Source organism: Flavobacterium oncorhynchi (assembly GCF_002217355.1).
Lineage (GTDB): Bacteria > Bacteroidota > Bacteroidia > Flavobacteriales > Flavobacteriaceae > Flavobacterium > Flavobacterium oncorhynchi.
Genome location: NZ_MUHA01000036.1, coordinates 1 through 19187, shown reverse-complemented (window position 1 = coordinate 19187; position 19187 = coordinate 1). Strand labels below are relative to the sequence as shown.

Annotated in this window: 15 protein-coding genes; 14 read left to right on the top strand and 1 reads right to left on the bottom strand. The window is 33.3% G+C overall.

The window, feature by feature from the left end; translation table 11 throughout:
• The first annotated feature begins 91 nt into the window (after positions 1-91).
• The 7 genes from hisB to B0A75_RS20570 all read left to right on the top strand — a co-directional run bounded on the left by hisB (position 92) and on the right by B0A75_RS20570 (position 6752).
• A complete protein-coding gene (gene hisB, locus B0A75_RS19810; RefSeq protein ID WP_089056000.1) occupies positions 92-1228 on the top strand; it encodes a bifunctional histidinol-phosphatase/imidazoleglycerol-phosphate dehydratase HisB in 1137 nt (378 codons plus the stop codon).
• Between the two features lie 100 nt (positions 1229-1328).
• Positions 1329-1910 carry an imidazole glycerol phosphate synthase subunit HisH gene (gene hisH, locus B0A75_RS19805; RefSeq protein WP_089055999.1) on the top strand — a complete coding sequence of 194 codons (582 nt, stop codon included), beginning with the start codon at positions 1329-1331 and terminating at the stop codon, positions 1908-1910.
• A 93-nt stretch (positions 1911-2003) separates the two neighbouring features.
• Positions 2004-2729, top strand: coding sequence for a 1-(5-phosphoribosyl)-5-[(5-phosphoribosylamino)methylideneamino]imidazole-4-carboxamide isomerase (gene hisA, locus B0A75_RS19800; RefSeq protein ID WP_089055998.1), 726 nt, complete (start codon positions 2004-2006; stop codon positions 2727-2729).
• Between the two features lie 82 nt (positions 2730-2811).
• Positions 2812-3567, top strand: coding sequence for an imidazole glycerol phosphate synthase subunit HisF (gene hisF / locus B0A75_RS19795; protein WP_089055997.1), 756 nt, complete (start codon positions 2812-2814; stop codon positions 3565-3567).
• 44 nt (positions 3568-3611) lie between these two features.
• Entirely contained in the window at positions 3612-4208 is a 597-nt protein-coding gene (hisIE, locus tag B0A75_RS19790) for a bifunctional phosphoribosyl-AMP cyclohydrolase/phosphoribosyl-ATP diphosphatase HisIE (RefSeq protein ID WP_089055996.1), read from the top strand.
• Between the two features lie 377 nt (positions 4209-4585).
• Positions 4586-6241 (top strand): M1 family metallopeptidase, encoded by a 1656-nt coding sequence (locus tag B0A75_RS19785; RefSeq protein WP_089055995.1) that lies wholly within the window; start codon positions 4586-4588, stop codon positions 6239-6241.
• Between the two features lie 340 nt (positions 6242-6581).
• Positions 6582-6752: a hypothetical protein gene (locus tag B0A75_RS20570; RefSeq protein ID WP_165765149.1), complete on the top strand. Its 171-nt coding sequence runs from the start codon at positions 6582-6584 to the stop codon at positions 6750-6752.
• A 48-nt stretch (positions 6753-6800) separates the two neighbouring features.
• Here the strand turns inward: B0A75_RS20570 and B0A75_RS19780 are convergent, their stop codons facing one another.
• The gene (locus tag B0A75_RS19780; RefSeq protein ID WP_089055994.1) at positions 6801-8345 is read right to left on the bottom strand and encodes a hypothetical protein; all 1545 of its coding nucleotides are present in this window, start codon (positions 8343-8345) and stop codon (positions 6801-6803) included.
• A 155-nt stretch (positions 8346-8500) separates the two neighbouring features.
• Here B0A75_RS19780 and B0A75_RS19775 point away from each other — a divergent pair, with 155 nt between their 5' ends.
• From B0A75_RS19775 to acs, 7 genes are all read left to right on the top strand, one after another.
• Positions 8501-9676, top strand: coding sequence for a 2-isopropylmalate synthase (locus tag B0A75_RS19775; RefSeq protein ID WP_089055993.1), 1176 nt, complete (start codon positions 8501-8503; stop codon positions 9674-9676).
• A gap of 71 nt (positions 9677-9747) precedes the next feature.
• Positions 9748-10866: a 3-isopropylmalate dehydrogenase gene (gene leuB, locus B0A75_RS19770; RefSeq protein ID WP_089055992.1), complete on the top strand. Its 1119-nt coding sequence runs from the start codon at positions 9748-9750 to the stop codon at positions 10864-10866.
• Between the two features lie 271 nt (positions 10867-11137).
• Positions 11138-12811, top strand: coding sequence for a dihydroxy-acid dehydratase (ilvD, locus tag B0A75_RS19765; RefSeq protein WP_089055991.1), 1674 nt, complete (start codon positions 11138-11140; stop codon positions 12809-12811).
• Between the two features lie 73 nt (positions 12812-12884).
• Positions 12885-14573, top strand: coding sequence for a biosynthetic-type acetolactate synthase large subunit (gene ilvB / locus B0A75_RS19760; protein WP_089055990.1), 1689 nt, complete (start codon positions 12885-12887; stop codon positions 14571-14573).
• 91 nt (positions 14574-14664) lie between these two features.
• Complete coding sequence (ilvN, locus tag B0A75_RS19755; protein ID WP_089056006.1) at positions 14665-15186, top strand: acetolactate synthase small subunit; 522 nt, start codon at positions 14665-14667, stop codon at positions 15184-15186.
• Between the two features lie 87 nt (positions 15187-15273).
• The gene (ilvC, locus tag B0A75_RS19750; protein ID WP_089055989.1) at positions 15274-16743 is read left to right on the top strand and encodes a ketol-acid reductoisomerase; all 1470 of its coding nucleotides are present in this window, start codon (positions 15274-15276) and stop codon (positions 16741-16743) included.
• Positions 16744-17245: 502 nt separating this feature from the next.
• Positions 17246-19153: an acetate--CoA ligase gene (gene acs, locus B0A75_RS19745; RefSeq protein WP_089055988.1), complete on the top strand. Its 1908-nt coding sequence runs from the start codon at positions 17246-17248 to the stop codon at positions 19151-19153.
• The last annotated feature ends 34 nt before the right edge of the window (positions 19154-19187 follow it).

Sequence of the window (19187 nt, the reverse complement as noted above, 5' to 3'; positions counted from 1 at the left end):
ACACAAATTAACACGAATTGAATTAGTGAAAATTCGTGGCAAACAAAAAAATCATTTTTAATCCGTGCAATCTGTGGCAGAAAAATAAATTATGAAAAAAGTACTTTTTATCGATCGTGATGGAACGATTGTTTTAGAACCAGAAAATTTACAATTAGACAGCTTGGATAAACTAGAGTTTTATCCTAAAGCCTTTCAATATTTGGCTAAAATTGCTAGTGAATTAGATTATGAATTGGCAATGGTAACCAATCAGGACGGATTAGGAACGGATAGTTTTCCAGAAGATACATTTTGGCCAACGCAGAATTTTATTTTGAGAGCTTTTGAAAATGAAGGTGTTTTGTTTGATGAAATTTTTGTTGATAGATCTTTTCCAGAAGAAAATGCGCCAACTCGCAAACCTAGAACGGGAATGCTGACTAAATATTTAAACAATCCTGAATATGATTTAGGAAATTCTTTTGTTTTGGGTGATCGTTTAACCGATGTTGAATTGGCGAAAAACCTTGGAGCAAAAGCCATTTTTATGAATGATTCTGATGGAGCGGGAAGCAATGAGATTTCATCAAAACGTGAAGAACTAAACGAAACAATTGTTTTGCAAACGATGGATTGGAAGAAAATCTATGAGTTTTTGAAACTAGAAGCGCGCTCAGCAACTATTACTCGTAAAACCAATGAAACTGATATTTATATCAATTTAAATCTTGATGGAACTGGAAAAAGTAAAATAGACACGGGAATCGCATTTTTTGATCATATGTTAGATCAAATCTCGCGTCACGGTCAAATGGATTTGGAAATTCTGGTAAAAGGTGATCTTGAAGTCGATGAACACCACACAATCGAAGATACTGCAATTGCACTTGGAGAAGTTTTTGCAAAAGCATTAGGAAATAAATTAGGAATTGAGCGCTACGGATTCTGCTTACCTATGGATGATTGTTTAGCACAAGCTGCAATTGATTTTGGAGGAAGAAACTGGCTGATTTGGGAAACTGAATTTAAACGTGAAATGGTAGGCAAAATGCCAACTGAAATGTTCTATCACTTCTTTAAATCATTTACAGATGGAGCAAAAGCCAACTTAAATATTAAAGCTGAAGGAATTAACGAGCATCATAAAATTGAAGCCATTTTTAAAGCTTTCGCAAAAGCTATAAAAGTAGCTGTAAAAAGAGACACCGAAAAAATGATTTTGCCTTCGACTAAAGGAATGCTTTAATTGAGTCAAAAGTGGAAAGTCATAAAGTCAAAAGATTCCAAAATTGAGGATATTTAATTGACTTTAAGACTTTAGACTTTAGACTTTAAGACTAAATTAAATGAAAATAGTAATTATAAATTACGGAGCAGGAAATATTCAAAGCATCATGTTTGCTATTGAAAGATTAGGTTTTAAAGCTGTTTTAAGTGATAATCAAAATGAAATTTCGTCAGCAGATAAAGTGATTTTTCCCGGTGTGGGCGAGGCAAGTTCGGCGATGGTTAAACTCCGCGAAAGCGGTTTGGATAGTTTGATTCCGCAATTGAAACAGCCGGTTTTAGGAATTTGTCTGGGAATGCAGTTAATGTGCAATAAAACTGAAGAAGGAAATTCTGAAGGTTTAGGAATTTTTGACGTTGATGTCGTAAAATTTTCCAACAATGTAAAAGTGCCGCAAATGGGGTGGAATCAGATTTATGATTTAAAAACCGATTTGTTTAAAGGAATTTCTGAAAATGAATTTATGTATTTGGTGCACAGTTTTTATGCGCCAAATTGTGCAGAATCTATTGCTACGACAAATTATGATGTTGAATATGCATCGGCTTTACAAAAAAATAATTTTTACGGAACACAGTTTCACCCGGAAAAAAGCGGTGATGTTGGGGAAAAGATTTTGGGAAATTTTTTAAGAATGTAAAATTCCAATTTCAAAAATCAATCAAAATATCAATTTTGAAAATCAGAGAAGACTTTATGACTTTCGACTTTCAAACTTTAAGACTAAAATAAAATGAGAATAATACCAGCTATAGATATCATTGAAGGAAAATGCGTTCGTTTGTCCAAAGGTGATTATGATACCAAAATAATTTACAATGAAAACCCGCTTGAAGTAGCAAAATCATTTGAAGCGCACGGAATCGAATATTTGCATTTAGTAGATCTTGACGGTGCAAAATCAAGTAAAATTGTCAATTATAAGATATTGGAACAAATTGCATCGCAAACGAGCCTGAAAATTGATTTTGGAGGCGGATTAAAATCAGATGATGATTTGAGAATTGCTTTCGAAAGTGGTGCAAATCAAATTACCGGCGGAAGTATTGCGGTAAAAAACAGAGTAATTTTCGAAAAATGGATTTCGGAATACGGTTCAGATAAAATTATTTTAGGCGCTGATGCAAAAGATGAAAAAATTGCAGTTTCTGGATGGTTAGAAGATTCTGATGAAGATTTGATTCCGTTTATACAAGATTACCAAACGAAAGGAATTCAATACGTTATTTGCACCGATATTGCCAAAGACGGAATGCTTCAAGGCCCAAGTTTTGATTTGTACAGTAAAATTTTAGCGGAAGCAAATGGCGTAAAACTAATCGCTTCTGGTGGAATTTCAACTTTTGATGAGTTGCCTAAATTAGCCGAGTTAGGCTGCGAGGGAACTATTATTGGAAAGGCAATTTATGAGGGAAGAATTACTTTGAAACAACTGGAGAATTTCATAATTAGAAAATGAGATAATTAATCAATTAGATAATTCTTTGCGTTGTTCTGAAAATTATCTAATTACCTAATTCTCAAATTGACACATTAAAGATATGTTAGCAAAAAGAATCATACCTTGTTTAGATATAAAAAACGGAAGAACTGTAAAAGGGGTTAATTTCGTTGACTTGCGTGATGCCGGAGATCCGGTGGAATTGGCTGAAATTTATTCGGCAGAGGGTGCAGATGAATTGGTTTTTCTAGATATTTCGGCAACCGAAGAACGACGTAAAACGCTGGTAAATATGGTGCGAAGTGTAGCGGAAAAAATCAATATTCCGTTTACTGTCGGCGGTGGAATTTCGTCTGTTGAAGATGTAGAAATCCTTTTAAATAATGGAGCTGACAAAGTTTCGATCAATTCGTCGGCAGTAAAAAATCCACAGCTCATTAATGATTTGGCTCAGAAATTTGGAAGCCAATGCGTTGTAGTGGCTATAGATGCTAAACAAATTGACGGACAATGGATTGTACATTTAGTTGGCGGAAAAGTGCCAACAGAATTAAATCTATTCGATTGGGCTGTTGAAGTTGCAGAACGCGGCGCAGGAGAAATATTATTCACGTCAATGGATAATGATGGAACGAAAAATGGTTTTGCAAACGAAGCTTTGGCTAAACTTTCAGAATTAGTAAATATTCCAATTATTGCTTCTGGCGGAGCAGGAAATATACAGCATTTTGTAGATTCTTTCAAAGTTGGAAAAGCTGATGCGGCATTAGCTGCAAGTGTTTTTCACTTCAAAGAGATCGAAATCAAAACGTTAAAACAAGAATTAAAAAATAACAATATAGAAGTCAGACTTTAGTTTTAACTTTAAGACTTTCGACTTTACAATTTTAGACTACAATTATGGAAATCGATATCAAAAGCGCGCACGGATTAATTCCAGCGATAATTCAGGATTCAGAAACAAAAAATGTTTTGATGCTGGGCTATATGAACGAAGAATCGCTTCAAAAAACAATAGAAACTCAGAAAGTGACTTTTTTCAGCCGTTCAAAACAAAGACTTTGGACAAAAGGCGAGGAGAGCGGTAATTTTTTGAACTTAGTAAGTATAAAAAATGATTGCGACGGCGATACACTTTTAATTCAGGCTAAACCAGTTGGGCCAACTTGTCACACAGGGGCGGATACTTGTTGGCAAGAACCAAACAATGCTAATTATGGATTTATTTCTCAGTTAGAAAACACAATCAAAACCCGCAGAGAAAATGCTGATTCTGAACAGAGTTATGTAGCTTCTTTATTTGCAAAAGGAATCAATAAAATCGCTCAAAAAGTCGGAGAAGAGGCAGTAGAAGTGGTAATAGAAGCAAAAGACGATAATGATGATTTATTTCTTAGCGAAAGTGCTGATTTACTTTTTCATTATCTGATTTTATTGCAGGCTAAAGGTTTTCAACTGAATGATGTTATTGAAGTTTTGAAGAAACGTCAGAAGTAAGATTTGATTTTTGTCATTTCGACCGAAGGGAGAAATCACACTAGAATGTAGACAAAGATTAGATATGCTTTGCAGAGTTTCTTGTGTGATTTCTCCCTTCGGTCGAAATGACAAACTAACAATTATACTTAATTAAAGATTAACTAAGTCTCATTCCACAAACTCAAAAAAAGCAAATTCCTCTGGCTGATGAAAGCTATTCAGTATTGCTGCCATAATCGATAAAACGAAATAGCTAAAGTAAATAAGAATAATGAATTTTAACACTAAATCGGGTTAATAGAAATTATAAAATCGAAAAAAAATTGATTTGAATGTTTACATTTGTTGAAGATTAAGATGGTTTAACTGCCTAATTCGTCATAAAATTATAAATAATGAAAAAAATCTTTAGCGGCGTTTTTATCGCCTTTTTAATTGGTTTTACTGCCAATGCGCAAGGACTTTTGAAGAAGTCTGAAACGGTTTTTACACATCAGGATACTTTACGCGGAAGTATTACAAAAGAGAGAGCTTGGTGGGATTTAAAATACTATCATTTGGATGTGAAAATAAATCCAAAGGAAAAAACAATTACAGGTTCAAATACTGTTCGTTACACCGTATTATCAGAGTATAATAAAATGCAGATTGATTTGCAGGAACCAATGCAGATTTATAAAGTTACTCAGGGCGGAAAAGATTTGAAATTTAAACGCGATGGAAATGCTTTTTTTATTGATTTAATAGAAAAACAAAAGGTTGGTGAGGTCAAAGAAATTGTGATTTCATTTGGCGGCAAACCTAGAGAAGCAGTTAATGCTCCTTGGGATGGCGGAATCAGCTGGAAAAAAGATAAAAATGGCAAAGACTTTATCGCTTCATCTTGTCAAGGATTGGGCGCAAGTGTTTGGTGGCCAAATAAAGATCATATGTACGATGAAGTTGAGAATATGCTGATCAGTATGAATGTTCCAGGAGATTTGACTGGCGTTTCAAACGGAAGACTTCAAAGCGTTAAGAAACAGAAAGATGGAACTAAAACTTTTAACTGGTATGTTTCAAATCCGATAAATAATTATGGAGTAAATATAAATGTTGCAGATTACGTTAATTTCTCTGAGAAATTTAAAGGCGAAAAAGGAGATTTAGATTGCAGTTATTATGTTTTAAGAGATAATCTAGCTCTTGCAAAAGAGCATTTTAAAGATGCGCCGCGAATGTTGAAGGCTTTTGAAAACTGGTTTGGTCCATATCCGTTTTATGAAGACAGCTACAAATTGGTCGAAGTTCCTTATTTAGGAATGGAGCACCAAAGTAGTATAACTTATGGGAATGATTATAAAATGGGGTATAGAGGAAAAGATTTAAGCGGCACAGGATGGGGCTTAAAGTTTGATTTTATTATTATTCATGAATCAGGGCATGAGTGGTTTGCCAATAATATTACTTATAAAGATATTGCCGATATGTGGGTGCATGAGAGTTTTACAAACTATTCTGAAAGTTTATTTATTGAATATTATTATGGGAAAGATGCTGCTGCAGAGTATGTAATTGGATGTAGAAGAAACATTCAAAACGACAAACCTATTATTGGGCATTATGATGTAAACAATGAAGGTTCAGGTGATATGTATCCAAAAGGTGCAAATATGCTGCATATGATTCGTCAGGTTATTAATGACGATGCAAAATGGAAATCGATTTTAAGAGGCATGAATAAAACGTTTTATCATCAAACCGTTACTGGTAAGCAAATTCAGGATTATATTAATGAAAAGTCAGGAATTAATTTCAACAGAGTTTTTGCACAATATCTAACGACAACTCAGATTCCAGTGTTTGAATATATGTTTAAAAATGGAACTTTCGGATACCATTGGACTAATTGTGTAGCTAATTTTGATATGCCGGTAAGAGTGAAATTAAATGGTGTTGAAACTTGGTTGAAGCCTACTACAGAATGGAAATCAGAAAAAACAACAAATGAAAATAGAACTATTGAAGTAGATAAAGATTTTTATGTAACAAGTTCTAATATCATAGAATAAAATTCAAAATAGAAACTTCAGTACGAAGTTTTCTGAACCCGATAGGTTATTATAACTTATCGGGTTTCTTGTTTAAATAACGCTTTTGATTTTCTTTTGGAATCAAAGTGAATCCTCTGTTTTGATTGGTAACTTTTTTAAATTGAATCTGTTATAATATTATTTTTAAATTTTTGTACGAATATTACCTTTTATTTTTAACTTAGACGACAGTCGATTGAATTTAAATCAGTTAATTCAATCAAGTTTAAAGCGTAATCTGAAAAGCTAAAAGAGTAAGAAAAACAAACAAATCATGCAATTATGAAAAATTTAAAAAAAACTAAAAAACATTGAAATTTTGACTAAAAATGCACAGAAATTTATTATTGGGGGCGTACTTCCATATGTAAATCCAACAATTGGTTTATGTGACAGATTGTGCGGAGAAGCTGGCGGAGTTTTATCGAATACACCAGGTAAAGGAGATGTTTGCCTTACAGGAACTTCTACATGCTGCTATTGCAGATAGATGATTTAAACAATAAAAAGGCTTCCAGTGTTTGGAAGCCTTTTGTTTTTAACGACTATTTAATTTCGCCTTTTCTTTTATAATATCAGCAATCTTGCGATTTTCGATTTTGCTTTCAAGCCATGAAATAATATCTAGATACAAAAAGGCTCTTTTTTCGTAAGTGTTTTTTTCAAGTTCAACAAAACGTGCATGCATTTTTTTGAATTCTTTCTTTATGTCCGCTGGATAGAAATTATTCAGGTTTCTTAAGAACTTAATAATTTCCTTTTGAACTTCATGTAAGTCATTCATTTTGATTAGGAATTTATAAGTGTTTTTAAGATGATTTTCTAAGTAATAATCTTTTCCCAGCTCATAATGTGCAATTAAGGATAATAGTCTGGCAAAACACATTAAATCTTCGCGCATCGATAGATTTTTGTTGTTTATGATTTTATCTAAGTAATTGATACACTCATTGTATTTTTCATTTCCAAAGTAGATAGAAGCAATTTTGTAGAAGAATAACATTTCGTGATGTTCATCAAGATGCTCACTGTGCAGTTTAATTTTTTCTAAAATTTCAGGAATTAAATACTCGCTTTCGGCAAAAGTACCTTCTAGAATATGTAAATTTAGTTTGTTGTTATATACGTATAAAAATGACAGCGATGCAATATTGTCGTTTACAGGAAACTTAGGATCTTCAATGGTTTCTTCTAACAACAAAAGATATTTTTTAAAATTCGAAGTATATTTTAACATATAAAGCGATTCTAGAAAATAATGATTTCCTTTTAAGAAAAATACAGGATTCAGGTAAATCATATTTGGATTATCGTAGAAAAGTTTAACCCATTTATAAGCAAACTTATAACTAGCTAAGAAGTCCTGAACTAGAAAACTTCGCCAAAGATTGGCGTTGTAGAACCAGTACTTTTCTCGAAAACCAAATTTACTTTCATCTAATTTGGCAATATGTTTATTAAAGTAATCATCAATATACTTGTATTCTTCGTCGCTTTTTACGTAGCCCGTTTTAAGCATGATTCCGTATAACTGAAGAGAAAGATTTGATAATTTGCTTGAAATTGTATTACGATAGTTTAATTCTTTAGCCTGTACAACCAATTCGTCTGCGCGACCCTGAATACTTCGTGTGATATATTGTGACTCAATAAGTTTTTCGAATTCAACAATCTCATACGCCATATATTTTTCGTCATTCTCTAGGGCCTGCTGTTTGGTCTTGTCCAGAATCTTTAAACTTTGTTTGTACAAACCTTTATTATAAAGTATAACGGCAAAATCTATTTGTTCACGAAGTTGATAACGAATGTTTTGACTGGGAATATTCAAACGAATGCTTACCAGAATTTGTTTGTATAAGTATGATTTTAAGTTAGACAGCTGTACCTTTTTGATGCTTCCGCTCTTCAAAATAAGTTTTTCATCGTAGGTTTCAGATTTATCCAAAATATTGAATAATTCAATGAATTTAGTATTCGAACTTGTTTCTAATCGACTCGCAAAAATTTTGAACTGCCTTTTTTCAGATTTAGAAAGTGATTTTATAAGAACAAATAAGAAATCTTTTTGATGGTTAGCCATTGTAAAAAATAATATAATAACTTATTGATTATTAGTGATTTAACTCGTTATAAATTGTGTTATATACAGTATAATTTCATTAAAATGAATTTCGTACTGGAGAAGTACAATATATATTTGTTATCAAGATGTGAAATTACATTAAATAAATGAATATGAATAGAGAGAAAGTTCAAATTTTTGACACCACTTTGCGAGATGGTGAACAAGTTCCAGGATGTAAGTTAGATACTAAGCAAAAATTAGTTATCGCAGAACGATTAGACAAAATGGGAGTTGATATCATCGAGGCAGGTTTTCCTGTGTCAAGTCCGGGCGATTTTTTATCGGTCTCTGAGATTTGTAAAATTGTTGAAAATGCAACCGTCTGCGGACTTACAAGAGCCGTAAAAAACGACATTGATGTTGCTGCAGCTGCTTTAAAGCATGCTAAAAGACCTAGAATCCACACAGGAATCGGAACATCTGAATCTCATATACTCCACAAATTAAATACCACACCAGAAGATATTATCGCAAGAGCAAAGTATGCTGTAGCTCATGCAAAAACATATGTAGAAGATGTTGAATTCTATGCAGAAGATGCTGGTAGAACTGATAATGCATTTTTAGCAAAAGTTTGCGAAGAAGTAATTAAATCTGGAGCAACGGTTTTAAATATTCCTGATACAACAGGATATTGTTTGCCTGAAGAATATGGAGCAAAAATTAAATATTTAAAAGAAAACGTAAAAGGAATTGAAAACGTAATCCTTTCATGTCACTGTCATAATGATTTAGGAATGGCAACTGCAAACTCAATAGCAGGAGCAATCAATGGAGCAAGACAAATAGAATGTACTATTAATGGTATCGGAGAAAGAGCCGGAAATACCGCACTTGAAGAAGTGGTAATGATTTTCAAGCAACATCCTTACTTAAATCTAGATACCAATATCAATACAAGAGAATTGAACGAAATGAGTCGTTTAGTTTCTGAAAGTATGGGAATGATTGTACAGCCAAATAAAGCAATTGTAGGAGCAAATGCTTTTGCACATAGTTCTGGAATTCATCAAGATGGAGTTATTAAAAACAGAGCGACTTATGAAATCATGGATCCGCTTGATGTTGGTGTAAACGAATCGTCTATTATTTTAACAGCTAGAAGCGGAAGAGCTGCTTTGGCTTATCGTGCTAAAAAAGTAGGTTACGAGCTTACAAAAGTACAATTAGATATTGTTTACATTGAATTTTTGAAGTTTGCTGATATTAAAAAAGAAGTTTTAGATGCAGACATTCACCAGATTATTGAAGCTTCTAAAATTGAAGGTGATTTAATTAGAAGTTAGTTGAAAAGAAAATAGAGAATAGAACAAAGAAGAAAGATAAATAAGATTTAAATCATAAAGAACGAGGCATTATGAATTTGAAAATAGCAGTTTTACCAGGAGACGGAATTGGACCGGAAGTAATTTTACAGGCCAAAAAAGCATTATATGCAATTGGCGAGGTGTACAATCATGAATTTGTTTTTGAAGAGGCACTTATGGGTGCTGTAGCAATTGACAAAACAGGAAATCCGCTCCCGGAACAAACGCTGAATCTTTGTTTAAATACAGATGCAGTTTTGCTAGGTGCTATTGGTGATCCAAAATATGATAACAATCCAAAAGCAAAAGTACGACCAGAGCAAGGATTATTAAAACTGCGAAAAGAATTAGGATTGTTTGCAAATATTCGTCCAATTAAACCTTATAAAGCCTTAATTGAAGCTTCTCCTTTAAAAAGAGAAATTATTGAAGGAGCCGATTTTACCATTTTTAGAGAATTAACTGGAGGGGCTTATTTTGGAGCTAAAACATTAAATGAAGAAGGAACACATGCTTCAGATTTATGTGAATATTCAGAAGAAGAAATTACTAGAATTACGCATTTAGCTTTTAAATCGGCACAAAAAAGACGTAAAAAGCTAACATTGGTAGATAAAGCTAACGTTTTAGAAACTTCAAGATTATGGAGAAAAGTTGTTCAGAAAGTGAGCGAAAATTATCCAGATGTAGCATTGGATTTCTTATTTGTTGATAATGCGGCAATGCAGCTGATTTTGAATCCAAAACAGTTTGATGTGATTTTGACAGAGAACTTGTTTGGAGATATTTTATCTGATGAAGCCAGTGTGATAACAGGATCTATTGGTTTATTACCATCGGTATCTTTAGGAGAAAAAAATGCTTTGTTCGAACCAATTCACGGATCGTATCCGCAAGCAAAAGGAAAAAATATTGCCAATCCAATTGCTTCGATTTTAGCGGCAGCACTTTTGTTAGAGCATTTTGGATTAACTAAAGAAGCTCATGTAGTTTATAAAGCGGTAGAAAAAGCAATAGAATTTAAAGTAGTGACAGTTGATTTAAAACCAGATTCAAAATTCGGTACAAATGAAGTAGGGGAGTTTGTTTCCAATTTTATTTTTAGCAAAGACGACTTGCTTTATTTCAATAATGACAATGTAAGTATCGGACAATCGACAATTGTTTAGTGGTTTTTGTTAAAAATGTAGAATAAATAACAAGAAGTGGTTTAAATGTTGAGATTTTATTTTTTTTAGTTCTTAAAGTTTTTATACTTTTGTCACACTAAAAATAGAAAAGAATGCAAAACTCAATTATTATAACTTCTGTCATTGTTGTCAATGTGGTGATCACATCTGCAAAGGGAATGTTATAAATATAATTGAAAGACTATATTATAAACCTTCCAAATACTGGAAGGTTTTTTTTTGAATAAAAATTAAAATAAAATAATACATAATGGAATTAAATAAGTACAGCAAGACCATCACTCAAGATCAAACACAACCTGCGGCTCAAGCAATGTTGTACGGTATTGGTTTAACTGAAGAAGATTTGAAGAAAGCACAAGTCGGAATTGTGAGCATGGGTTACGATGGTAACACTTGTAATATGCACTTGAACGATTTAGCAAAAGATGTTAAAAAAGGTGTTTGGGATGCGAATCTGGTCGGACTTATTTTTAATACCATTGGTGTAAGTGATGGAATTTCTAACGGTACTGAAGGAATGCGTTATTCATTAGTATCTCGTGATGTAATTGCAGATTCTATAGAAACAGTTGCAGGAGCACAATGGTACGATAGTATTATTGCAATTCCTGGCTGTGATAAAAATATGCCCGGAGCTTTAATTGCAATGGGAAGATTAAATCGTCCGTCAATGATGATTTATGGAGGTTCAATTCACTCTGGAAAATGGAAAGGTGAATCTTTAAATATTGTTTCTGCTTTTGAAGCTTTAGGAAAAAAAGTAAAAGGCGAAATTACGCCTGAGGATTTTAAAGGTGTTATTCAAAATGCTTGTCCGGGAGCTGGTGCTTGCGGTGGAATGTATACTGCAAATACAATGTCTTCGGCAATTGAAGCATTAGGAATGAGTTTGCCATACAGCTCTTCAAATCCTGCTTTAAGTCAGGAAAAAAGAGACGAATGTCTTGCAGCAGGAGAAGCTATTAAAATTTTATTAGAAAAAGATATTAAGCCAAGAGACATTATGACTCGTAAGGCTTTTGAAAATGCTATTACAATCGTAGCAGTTTTAGGAGGTTCTACAAATGCTGTAATGCACTTAATTGCAATGGCACACTCTGTTGGAATAACAATTACTTTGGATGATTTTCAAGCAATTAATGACAGAACACCAGTTCTTGCTGATATGAAACCAAGTGGAAAATATATGATGGAAGATATTCATGAAGTTGGAGGTATACCAGGAGTAATGAAATATCTATTGAAAGTTGGATTGATTCACGGAGATTGTTTAACTGTAACAGGAAAAACAGTTGCTGAGAACTTAGCTTCTACACCAGATTTACAAGATGGACAAGAAGTAATACACGAAATACAAAAAGCATTAAAACCAACAGGAAATATTCAGGTTTTATACGGAAATCTTGCTTCTGAAGGAGCTGTAGCAAAAATCAGCGGGAAAGAAGGAGAATATTTTGAAGGGCCAGCTGTTGTATTTGAAGGTGAATTTGAAGTGATTCCAGGTCTTCAGGCCGGAAAAATTAAACCAGGAAATGTAGTCGTCATCAGAGGTTGTGGACCAAAAGGTGGTCCGGGAATGCCTGAAATGCTAAAACCTACATCTGCGATTATTGGAGCCGGATTAGGAAGCACTTGTGCACTAATCACAGATGGTAGATTCTCCGGAGGTTCGCACGGTTTCGTGGTAGGACACGTTACACCAGAAGCATATGATGGAGGAGGTATTGCACTAGTAAAAGATGGAGATATAATTGCCATCGATGCGGTGAAAAATACAATCGACCTGAAGATATCTGACGAAGAATTTGCAGCAAGAAAAGCGGCATGGGTTCAGCCAGCTTTAAAAGTTGACAGAGGGGTTTTACTTAAATACGCTAAGTCGGTTTCGAGTGCATCAACAGGATGTGTAACCGATAATTAATTTTAAAACAATAATATCAAGAATCAGCTAAATCATTGAAAAGTTGAAGTTGATTCTTGAAAAACAATATACTATGAAAATATCAGGGGCAGAAGCCGTTATAAGATGTTTGTTAGAAGAAGGAGTAGACTTGGTTTATGGTTATCCAGGTGGAGCAATTATGCCAGTTTACGACGAATTATATAAATTTCAAGATCAGTTGCATCACGTATTAGTTCGTCATGAACAAGGTGCAACGCATGCCGCTCAGGGTTATGCTAGAGCTACTGGAAAAGTAGGTGTTGCAATTGCTACTTCAGGACCGGGTGCTACAAATTTAGTAACTGGAATTGCAGATGCGCAAATCGATTCAACACCAATGGTTTGTATTACAGGACAAGTTGGAAGACATTTATTGGGTTCTGATGCTTTTCAGGAAACTGATATTATTGGAATTTCAACTCCAGTTACAAAGTGGAATTTTCAGATAACTGAAGCTTCTCAAATTCCAGAAATAATTGCAAAAGCCTTTTATATTGCTCGTTCGGGTCGTCCAGGACCAGTTTTGATAGATATAACTAAAAATGCTCAATTTGATCTTTTTGATTATAGCTATGAAAAGTGCAAAGGAATTAGAAGTTATGTTCCAGTTCCAAAATTAAAATTAGATAAAGTAGCTGAAGCAGCGGCTTTGATTAATAGCGCAAAAAAACCTTTTATCGTTTTTGGACAAGGAATTATTTTGGGTAAAGCTGAAGCTGAATTTAAAGCATTGTTGGAAAAATCTGGAATTCCGGCTGCTTGGACTATTTTAGGACTTTCGGCTTTGCCGACAGATCATCCGCTAAATGTTGGAATGCTTGGAATGCACGGAAATTATGCGCCAAATTTATTGACAAATGAATGTGATGTTTTAATTGCATTCGGAATGCGTTTTGATGATCGTGTTACTGGAGATTTAAAAACATATGCTAAGCAGGCAAAAGTAATTCACTTTGAAATTGACCCTGCTGAGATTGATAAAAATGTAAAAACAGAAATTGCTGTTTTAGGAGATGTAAAAGAATCTTTAACAGCATTACTTCCTTTAATTGATGCTAAATCACATGATTTATGGCACAACGAATTTAAAGAATTACATAAAATTGAGGTTGAAACGGTTATAAACGAAGAGTTAAACCCAACAAATGGTAAAGGAATTTCGATGGGTGAAACTCTTGAAATGATCAATAAGCACTCAAAAGGTGATGCTATTATAGTTTCAGATGTTGGTCAACATCAAATGTTTGCATGTCGTTATGCAAAATTTAATTCATCAAAAAGTAATATTACATCGGGCGGATTAGGAACAATGGGATTTGCTCTTCCGGCAGCTATTGGTGCTAAAATGGGAAAACCTGAACGTGAGGTTGTTGCTATTATTGGTGATGGCGGATTCCAAATGACGATTCAGGAATTAGGGACTATTTTCCAGACGCAGGTACCTGTAAAAATTGTGGTTTTAAATAATGAATTTTTAGGAATGGTGCGTCAATGGCAAGAATTGTTTTTTGACAATAGATATGCTTCAACAAAAATGATTAATCCAAATTTTGTTGCTATTGCTGAAGGTTATCATATTAAATCTAAAAAAGTAACACAAAGAGAAGATTTGGATGAAGCTGTGGCAGAAATGATGGCTTCAAAAGATTCTTATTTCTTAGAAGTTATGGTGGAAAAAGAGAATAATGTATTCCCAATGATTCCAACAGGAGCTTGTGTTTCAGAAATTAGATTAAGTTAAGAAAAAAAGTTTCAGGTTTCAGGTTTCAAGTTTCAAGTTCTGCTGAGGACGTGAAACTTGAAACTTGAAACAAAATAAACTAGAAAAAACAATGGAAGATAAAACATTTACCATATCGGTATATTCAGAGAATAACGTAGGATTGTTGAATAGGATATCGGGAATATTCTTAAAGCGACACATTAATATATTAAGCTTAAACGTTTCAGAATCAGAAATAGAAAATGTTTCTAGATTTATCATTGTGGTAAACACAACTGAAAAATGGGTTCAGAATATTGTTGGACAAATCGAAAAACAAATTGAAGTTATAAAAGCTTTCTATCATACAGATGAAGAGACTATTTATTTAGAGAATGCTTTATTTAAAATACAATCAAGTTTGTTGTTTGATGAAAAGCAAATTCAGAATATCATCAAAGACAGTCAATCTACGATTGTAACAGTTTCTAGAGATTTCTTTGTGATTTCTAAATCTGGAAGACGTTCTGAAATAGAGGAATTATATGCGAAATTCAAACCTTACGGAATTATGCAGTTTGTACGTTCTGGAAGGATTTCGGTTTCTAAAGAAAAAATGGAAATTTCATCTTTATTAGAAACTTTTAAATAGCAACAATTAAACTGTGATTTTGCGATCACAATCATTTATAGATTAATCAATTATTAAATTTCATTTCATTAAATATTTTAAAACAAAATGGCAAATTATTTCAATACATTACCGCTTAGATTACAATTAGAACAATTAGGAGTTTGTGAATTTATGGAGCAATCAGAATTTGCAGACGGAATTTCAGCATTAGCTGGGAAAAAAGTTGTTATTGTAGGTTGTGGTGCACAAGGTTTGAATCAAGGTTTAAACATGAGAGATTCTGGTTTAGACATTTCTTACGCATTGCGTGCAGATGCAATCGCTGAAAAGAGAGCTTCATACAAAAATGCAACTGAAAACGGTTTTAAAGTAGGTACTTATGAAGAATTAATTCCAACTGCTGATTTAGTTTGTAATCTTACACCAGATAAACAACACACTGCTGTAGTAACTGCTATTATGCCATTAATGAAACAAGGATCGACTTTGGCATATTCTCACGGTTTTAATATTGTTGAAGAAGGAATGCAAATTCGTAAAGATATTACTGTAATTATGTGTGCTCCTAAATGCCCAGGTTCAGAGGTACGTGAGGAGTATAAAAGAGGTTTTGGTGTACCAACACTTATTGCGGTTCACCCAGAGAATGATCCAAACGGATTTGGTTTAGATCAGGCAAAAGCTTACGCTGTAGCAACTGGAGGACACAAAGCGGGAGTTTTAAAATCATCATTTGTAGCTGAAGTAAAATCTGATTTAATGGGTGAGCAAACAATTCTTTGCGGATTATTGCAAACTGGATCTATTTTATGTTTTGATAAAATGGTTGAAAAAGGAATCGATAAAGCTTATGCTTCAAAATTAATTCAGTACGGATGGGAAACTATCACTGAGGCGTTGAAACACGGAGGTATTACAAATATGATGGATCGTTTGTCAAACCCTGCAAAAATTGAAGCTTACGAATTAGCAGAAGAATTGAAAGATATTATGCGTCCGTTATTTCAAAAACACCAAGACGATATTATTTCTGGAGAATTCTCAAGAACTATGATGATCGACTGGGCAAATGACGATGTTAATTTGTTGAAATGGAGAGCCGCAACAGGAGAAACTAATTTCGAAAAAACAGCACCGCAAGATGCTCCAATTTCAGAGCAGGAATATTTTGATAACGGAGTTTTAATGATTGCAATGGTAAAAGCTGGTGTTGAATTGGCTTTTGAAACTATGACTGAAGCTGGAATTATCGAAGAATCTGCTTATTATGAGTCTCTTCATGAATTGCCATTAATTGCAAATACTATTGCAAGAAAGAAATTATTCGAAATGAACCGCGTAATTTCTGATACTGCAGAATATGGCTGTTATTTATTTGATCATGCATGTAAACCGTTATTGACAGAATTTATGAAAACTGTTGATACTAATATAATTGGTAAATCATTTTCGACTACAAACGGAGTAGATAATGCAGTTTTAATCGCTGTAAATAAAGAAATCCGTCAGCATCCTATCGAAGAAGTAGGAGCGTGGTTAAGAGAGTCTATGACTGCAATGAAAAAAATTGGATAATAAATTTGGGAATTTCCATACATACGAATGTTGTGGAGTTTGCACTGTATCAATGTTTTAAATTAATATTTTGAATTAGTAAGCACTTATTAAAAAAAATAGATATAGATGCATGATGCATTCACTTAACTTTAATGATTTAAGAAAGTTAAGTGAAGCAGATCCCTTAAAAAGGGTATGTTTTTTTAGGAAAGTGTACTTGTTGAAATTTCTTTTTTAATTAATAAGGATGCTGCTATTTTCAAAATAGAAAAAGCATTGTAATGCAGAATTACAGAATTAATTGTTATTGAAATTTGTTAATGTAAAAAGGTATGATAGTTTAGTTTGTCATACCTTTTTTCAATTTACATTTTATTTCAAAAATGTATTTTTTTAGAATAACTTCAAAAAAAACAAGTATTTTTTTTAATATGTGTTTTTTTTTGATAAAATTTATAAATTAAATAATTTTAAGAATAGACTGAGATTTAATACTTTTATAAAAAAATTCCACAAACATATGAGTTATTATAAAATTGAAAATTTAGAACAATATTTTAAACATTACAATAAGTCAATAAGGGAGCCAAGAAAATTTTGGGGGAAAATTGCAGAAGAAAATTTTACTTGGTACCAACAATGGGAAAAAGTAGTTGATTTTAATATGGCTGATGCTGAAGTAAAATGGTTTACAGAGGCGAAAGTTAATATTACTAAAAATTGTATTGATAGACACTTAAGTAAAAGAGGAGAAAAAACGGCAATTATTTTTGAACCGAATGATCCGTCTGAAAGTGCTTTACATATAACGTATAATGAATTATACGAAAGAGTTTCAAAAATGGCGAATGTTTTGCGTGAGCAAGGAGTTCGTAAAGGAGATAGAGTTTGCATCTACCTGCCAATGATTCCAGAATTGGCAGTTTCAGTTTTGGCTTGTGCAAGAATTGGTGCTATTCACTCTGTAATTTTTGCAGGATTTTCTGCTTCAGCAGTTTCTGCAAGAATCAATGACTGTGAATGTAAAATGGTTATTACATCTGATGGAGGTTACAGAGGAAACAAAACTATTGATTTAAAAGGTATTGTTGATGAGGCGTTAGACAGCTGTCCATCAGTTTCTAAAGTTTTGGTTGTAAAAAGAACTAAAACTGAAGTTGCAATGAAAGAAGGTCGTGACGAATGGTTACAGCCTTTATTAGATGCTGCTTTAGACAATAGTGTAGCCGAAATTATGGATGCAGAAGATCCGTTGTTTATTTTATATACTTCGGGATCAACTGGGAAGCCAAAAGGAATGGTTCATACCACAGCTGGATATATGGTTTACACAGCATATACATTCAAAAATGTTTTCAGCTATGAGGAAAATGATATTTTCTGGTGTACTGCAGATATAGGTTGGATTACTGGTCACTCTTATATATTATACGGACCATTGTTAAATGGAGGAACTACTGTAATTTTTGAAGGAGTTCCATCTTATCCAGATTTCAGCCGTTTTTGGGATATTATCGAGAAACATAAAATCACACAGTTTTATACAGCGCCAACAGCAATACGTTCGTTAGCAAAAGAAAGTTTAGATTATATTCAAAAATATCCTCTAAAATCACTTAAAGTTATCGGATCTGTTGGAGAACCAATTAACGAAGAAGCTTGGCACTGGTTTAATGACCACGTTGGAGATAAAAGATGTCCGGTGGTTGATACTTGGTGGCAGACAGAAACTGGTGGAATTATGATTTCGCCAATTGCATTTGTAACGCCAACAAAACCAACATATGCAACTTTACCATTACCAGGAATTCAACCAGTTTTAATGGATGAAAAACGTAATGAAATTGAAGGAAATCAGGTAGTTGGAAGTTTATGTATTAAGTTTCCTTGGCCGGGAATTGCTAGAACTATTTGGGGAGATCACCAACGTTACAAAGACACTTATTTCTCTGCTTTCCCTGGAAAATATTTTACAGGAGACGGAGCTTTAAGAGACGAAGTTGGGTATTATAGAATTACAGGTAGAGTAGATGATGTTGTAATTGTTTCTGGGCATAATTTAGGAACTGCTCCAATCGAAGATGCGATCAATGAACATCCTGCGGTAGCAGAATCTGCAATTGTTGGATTCCCTCATGATATTAAAGGAAATGCTTTATATGGTTTCGTTATTCTTAAAGAAACGGGAGAAGTTAGAGATAGATCAAACTTGAGTAAAGAGATTAATCAATATATTTCTGATCACATTGGACCAATTGCGAAATTAGATAAAATTCAATTCGTTTCTGGTTTGCCAAAAACACGATCTGGAAAAATTATGCGTAGAATTTTACGTAAAATAGCTGAGGGCGATTTCTCTAATTTTGGAGATACTTCGACTTTATTAAATCCTGAAATTGTAGAAATTATTACAAAAGAAAGAGTTTAATTAGGTAAACAGATAATAAAAAAATAAGCCGTCT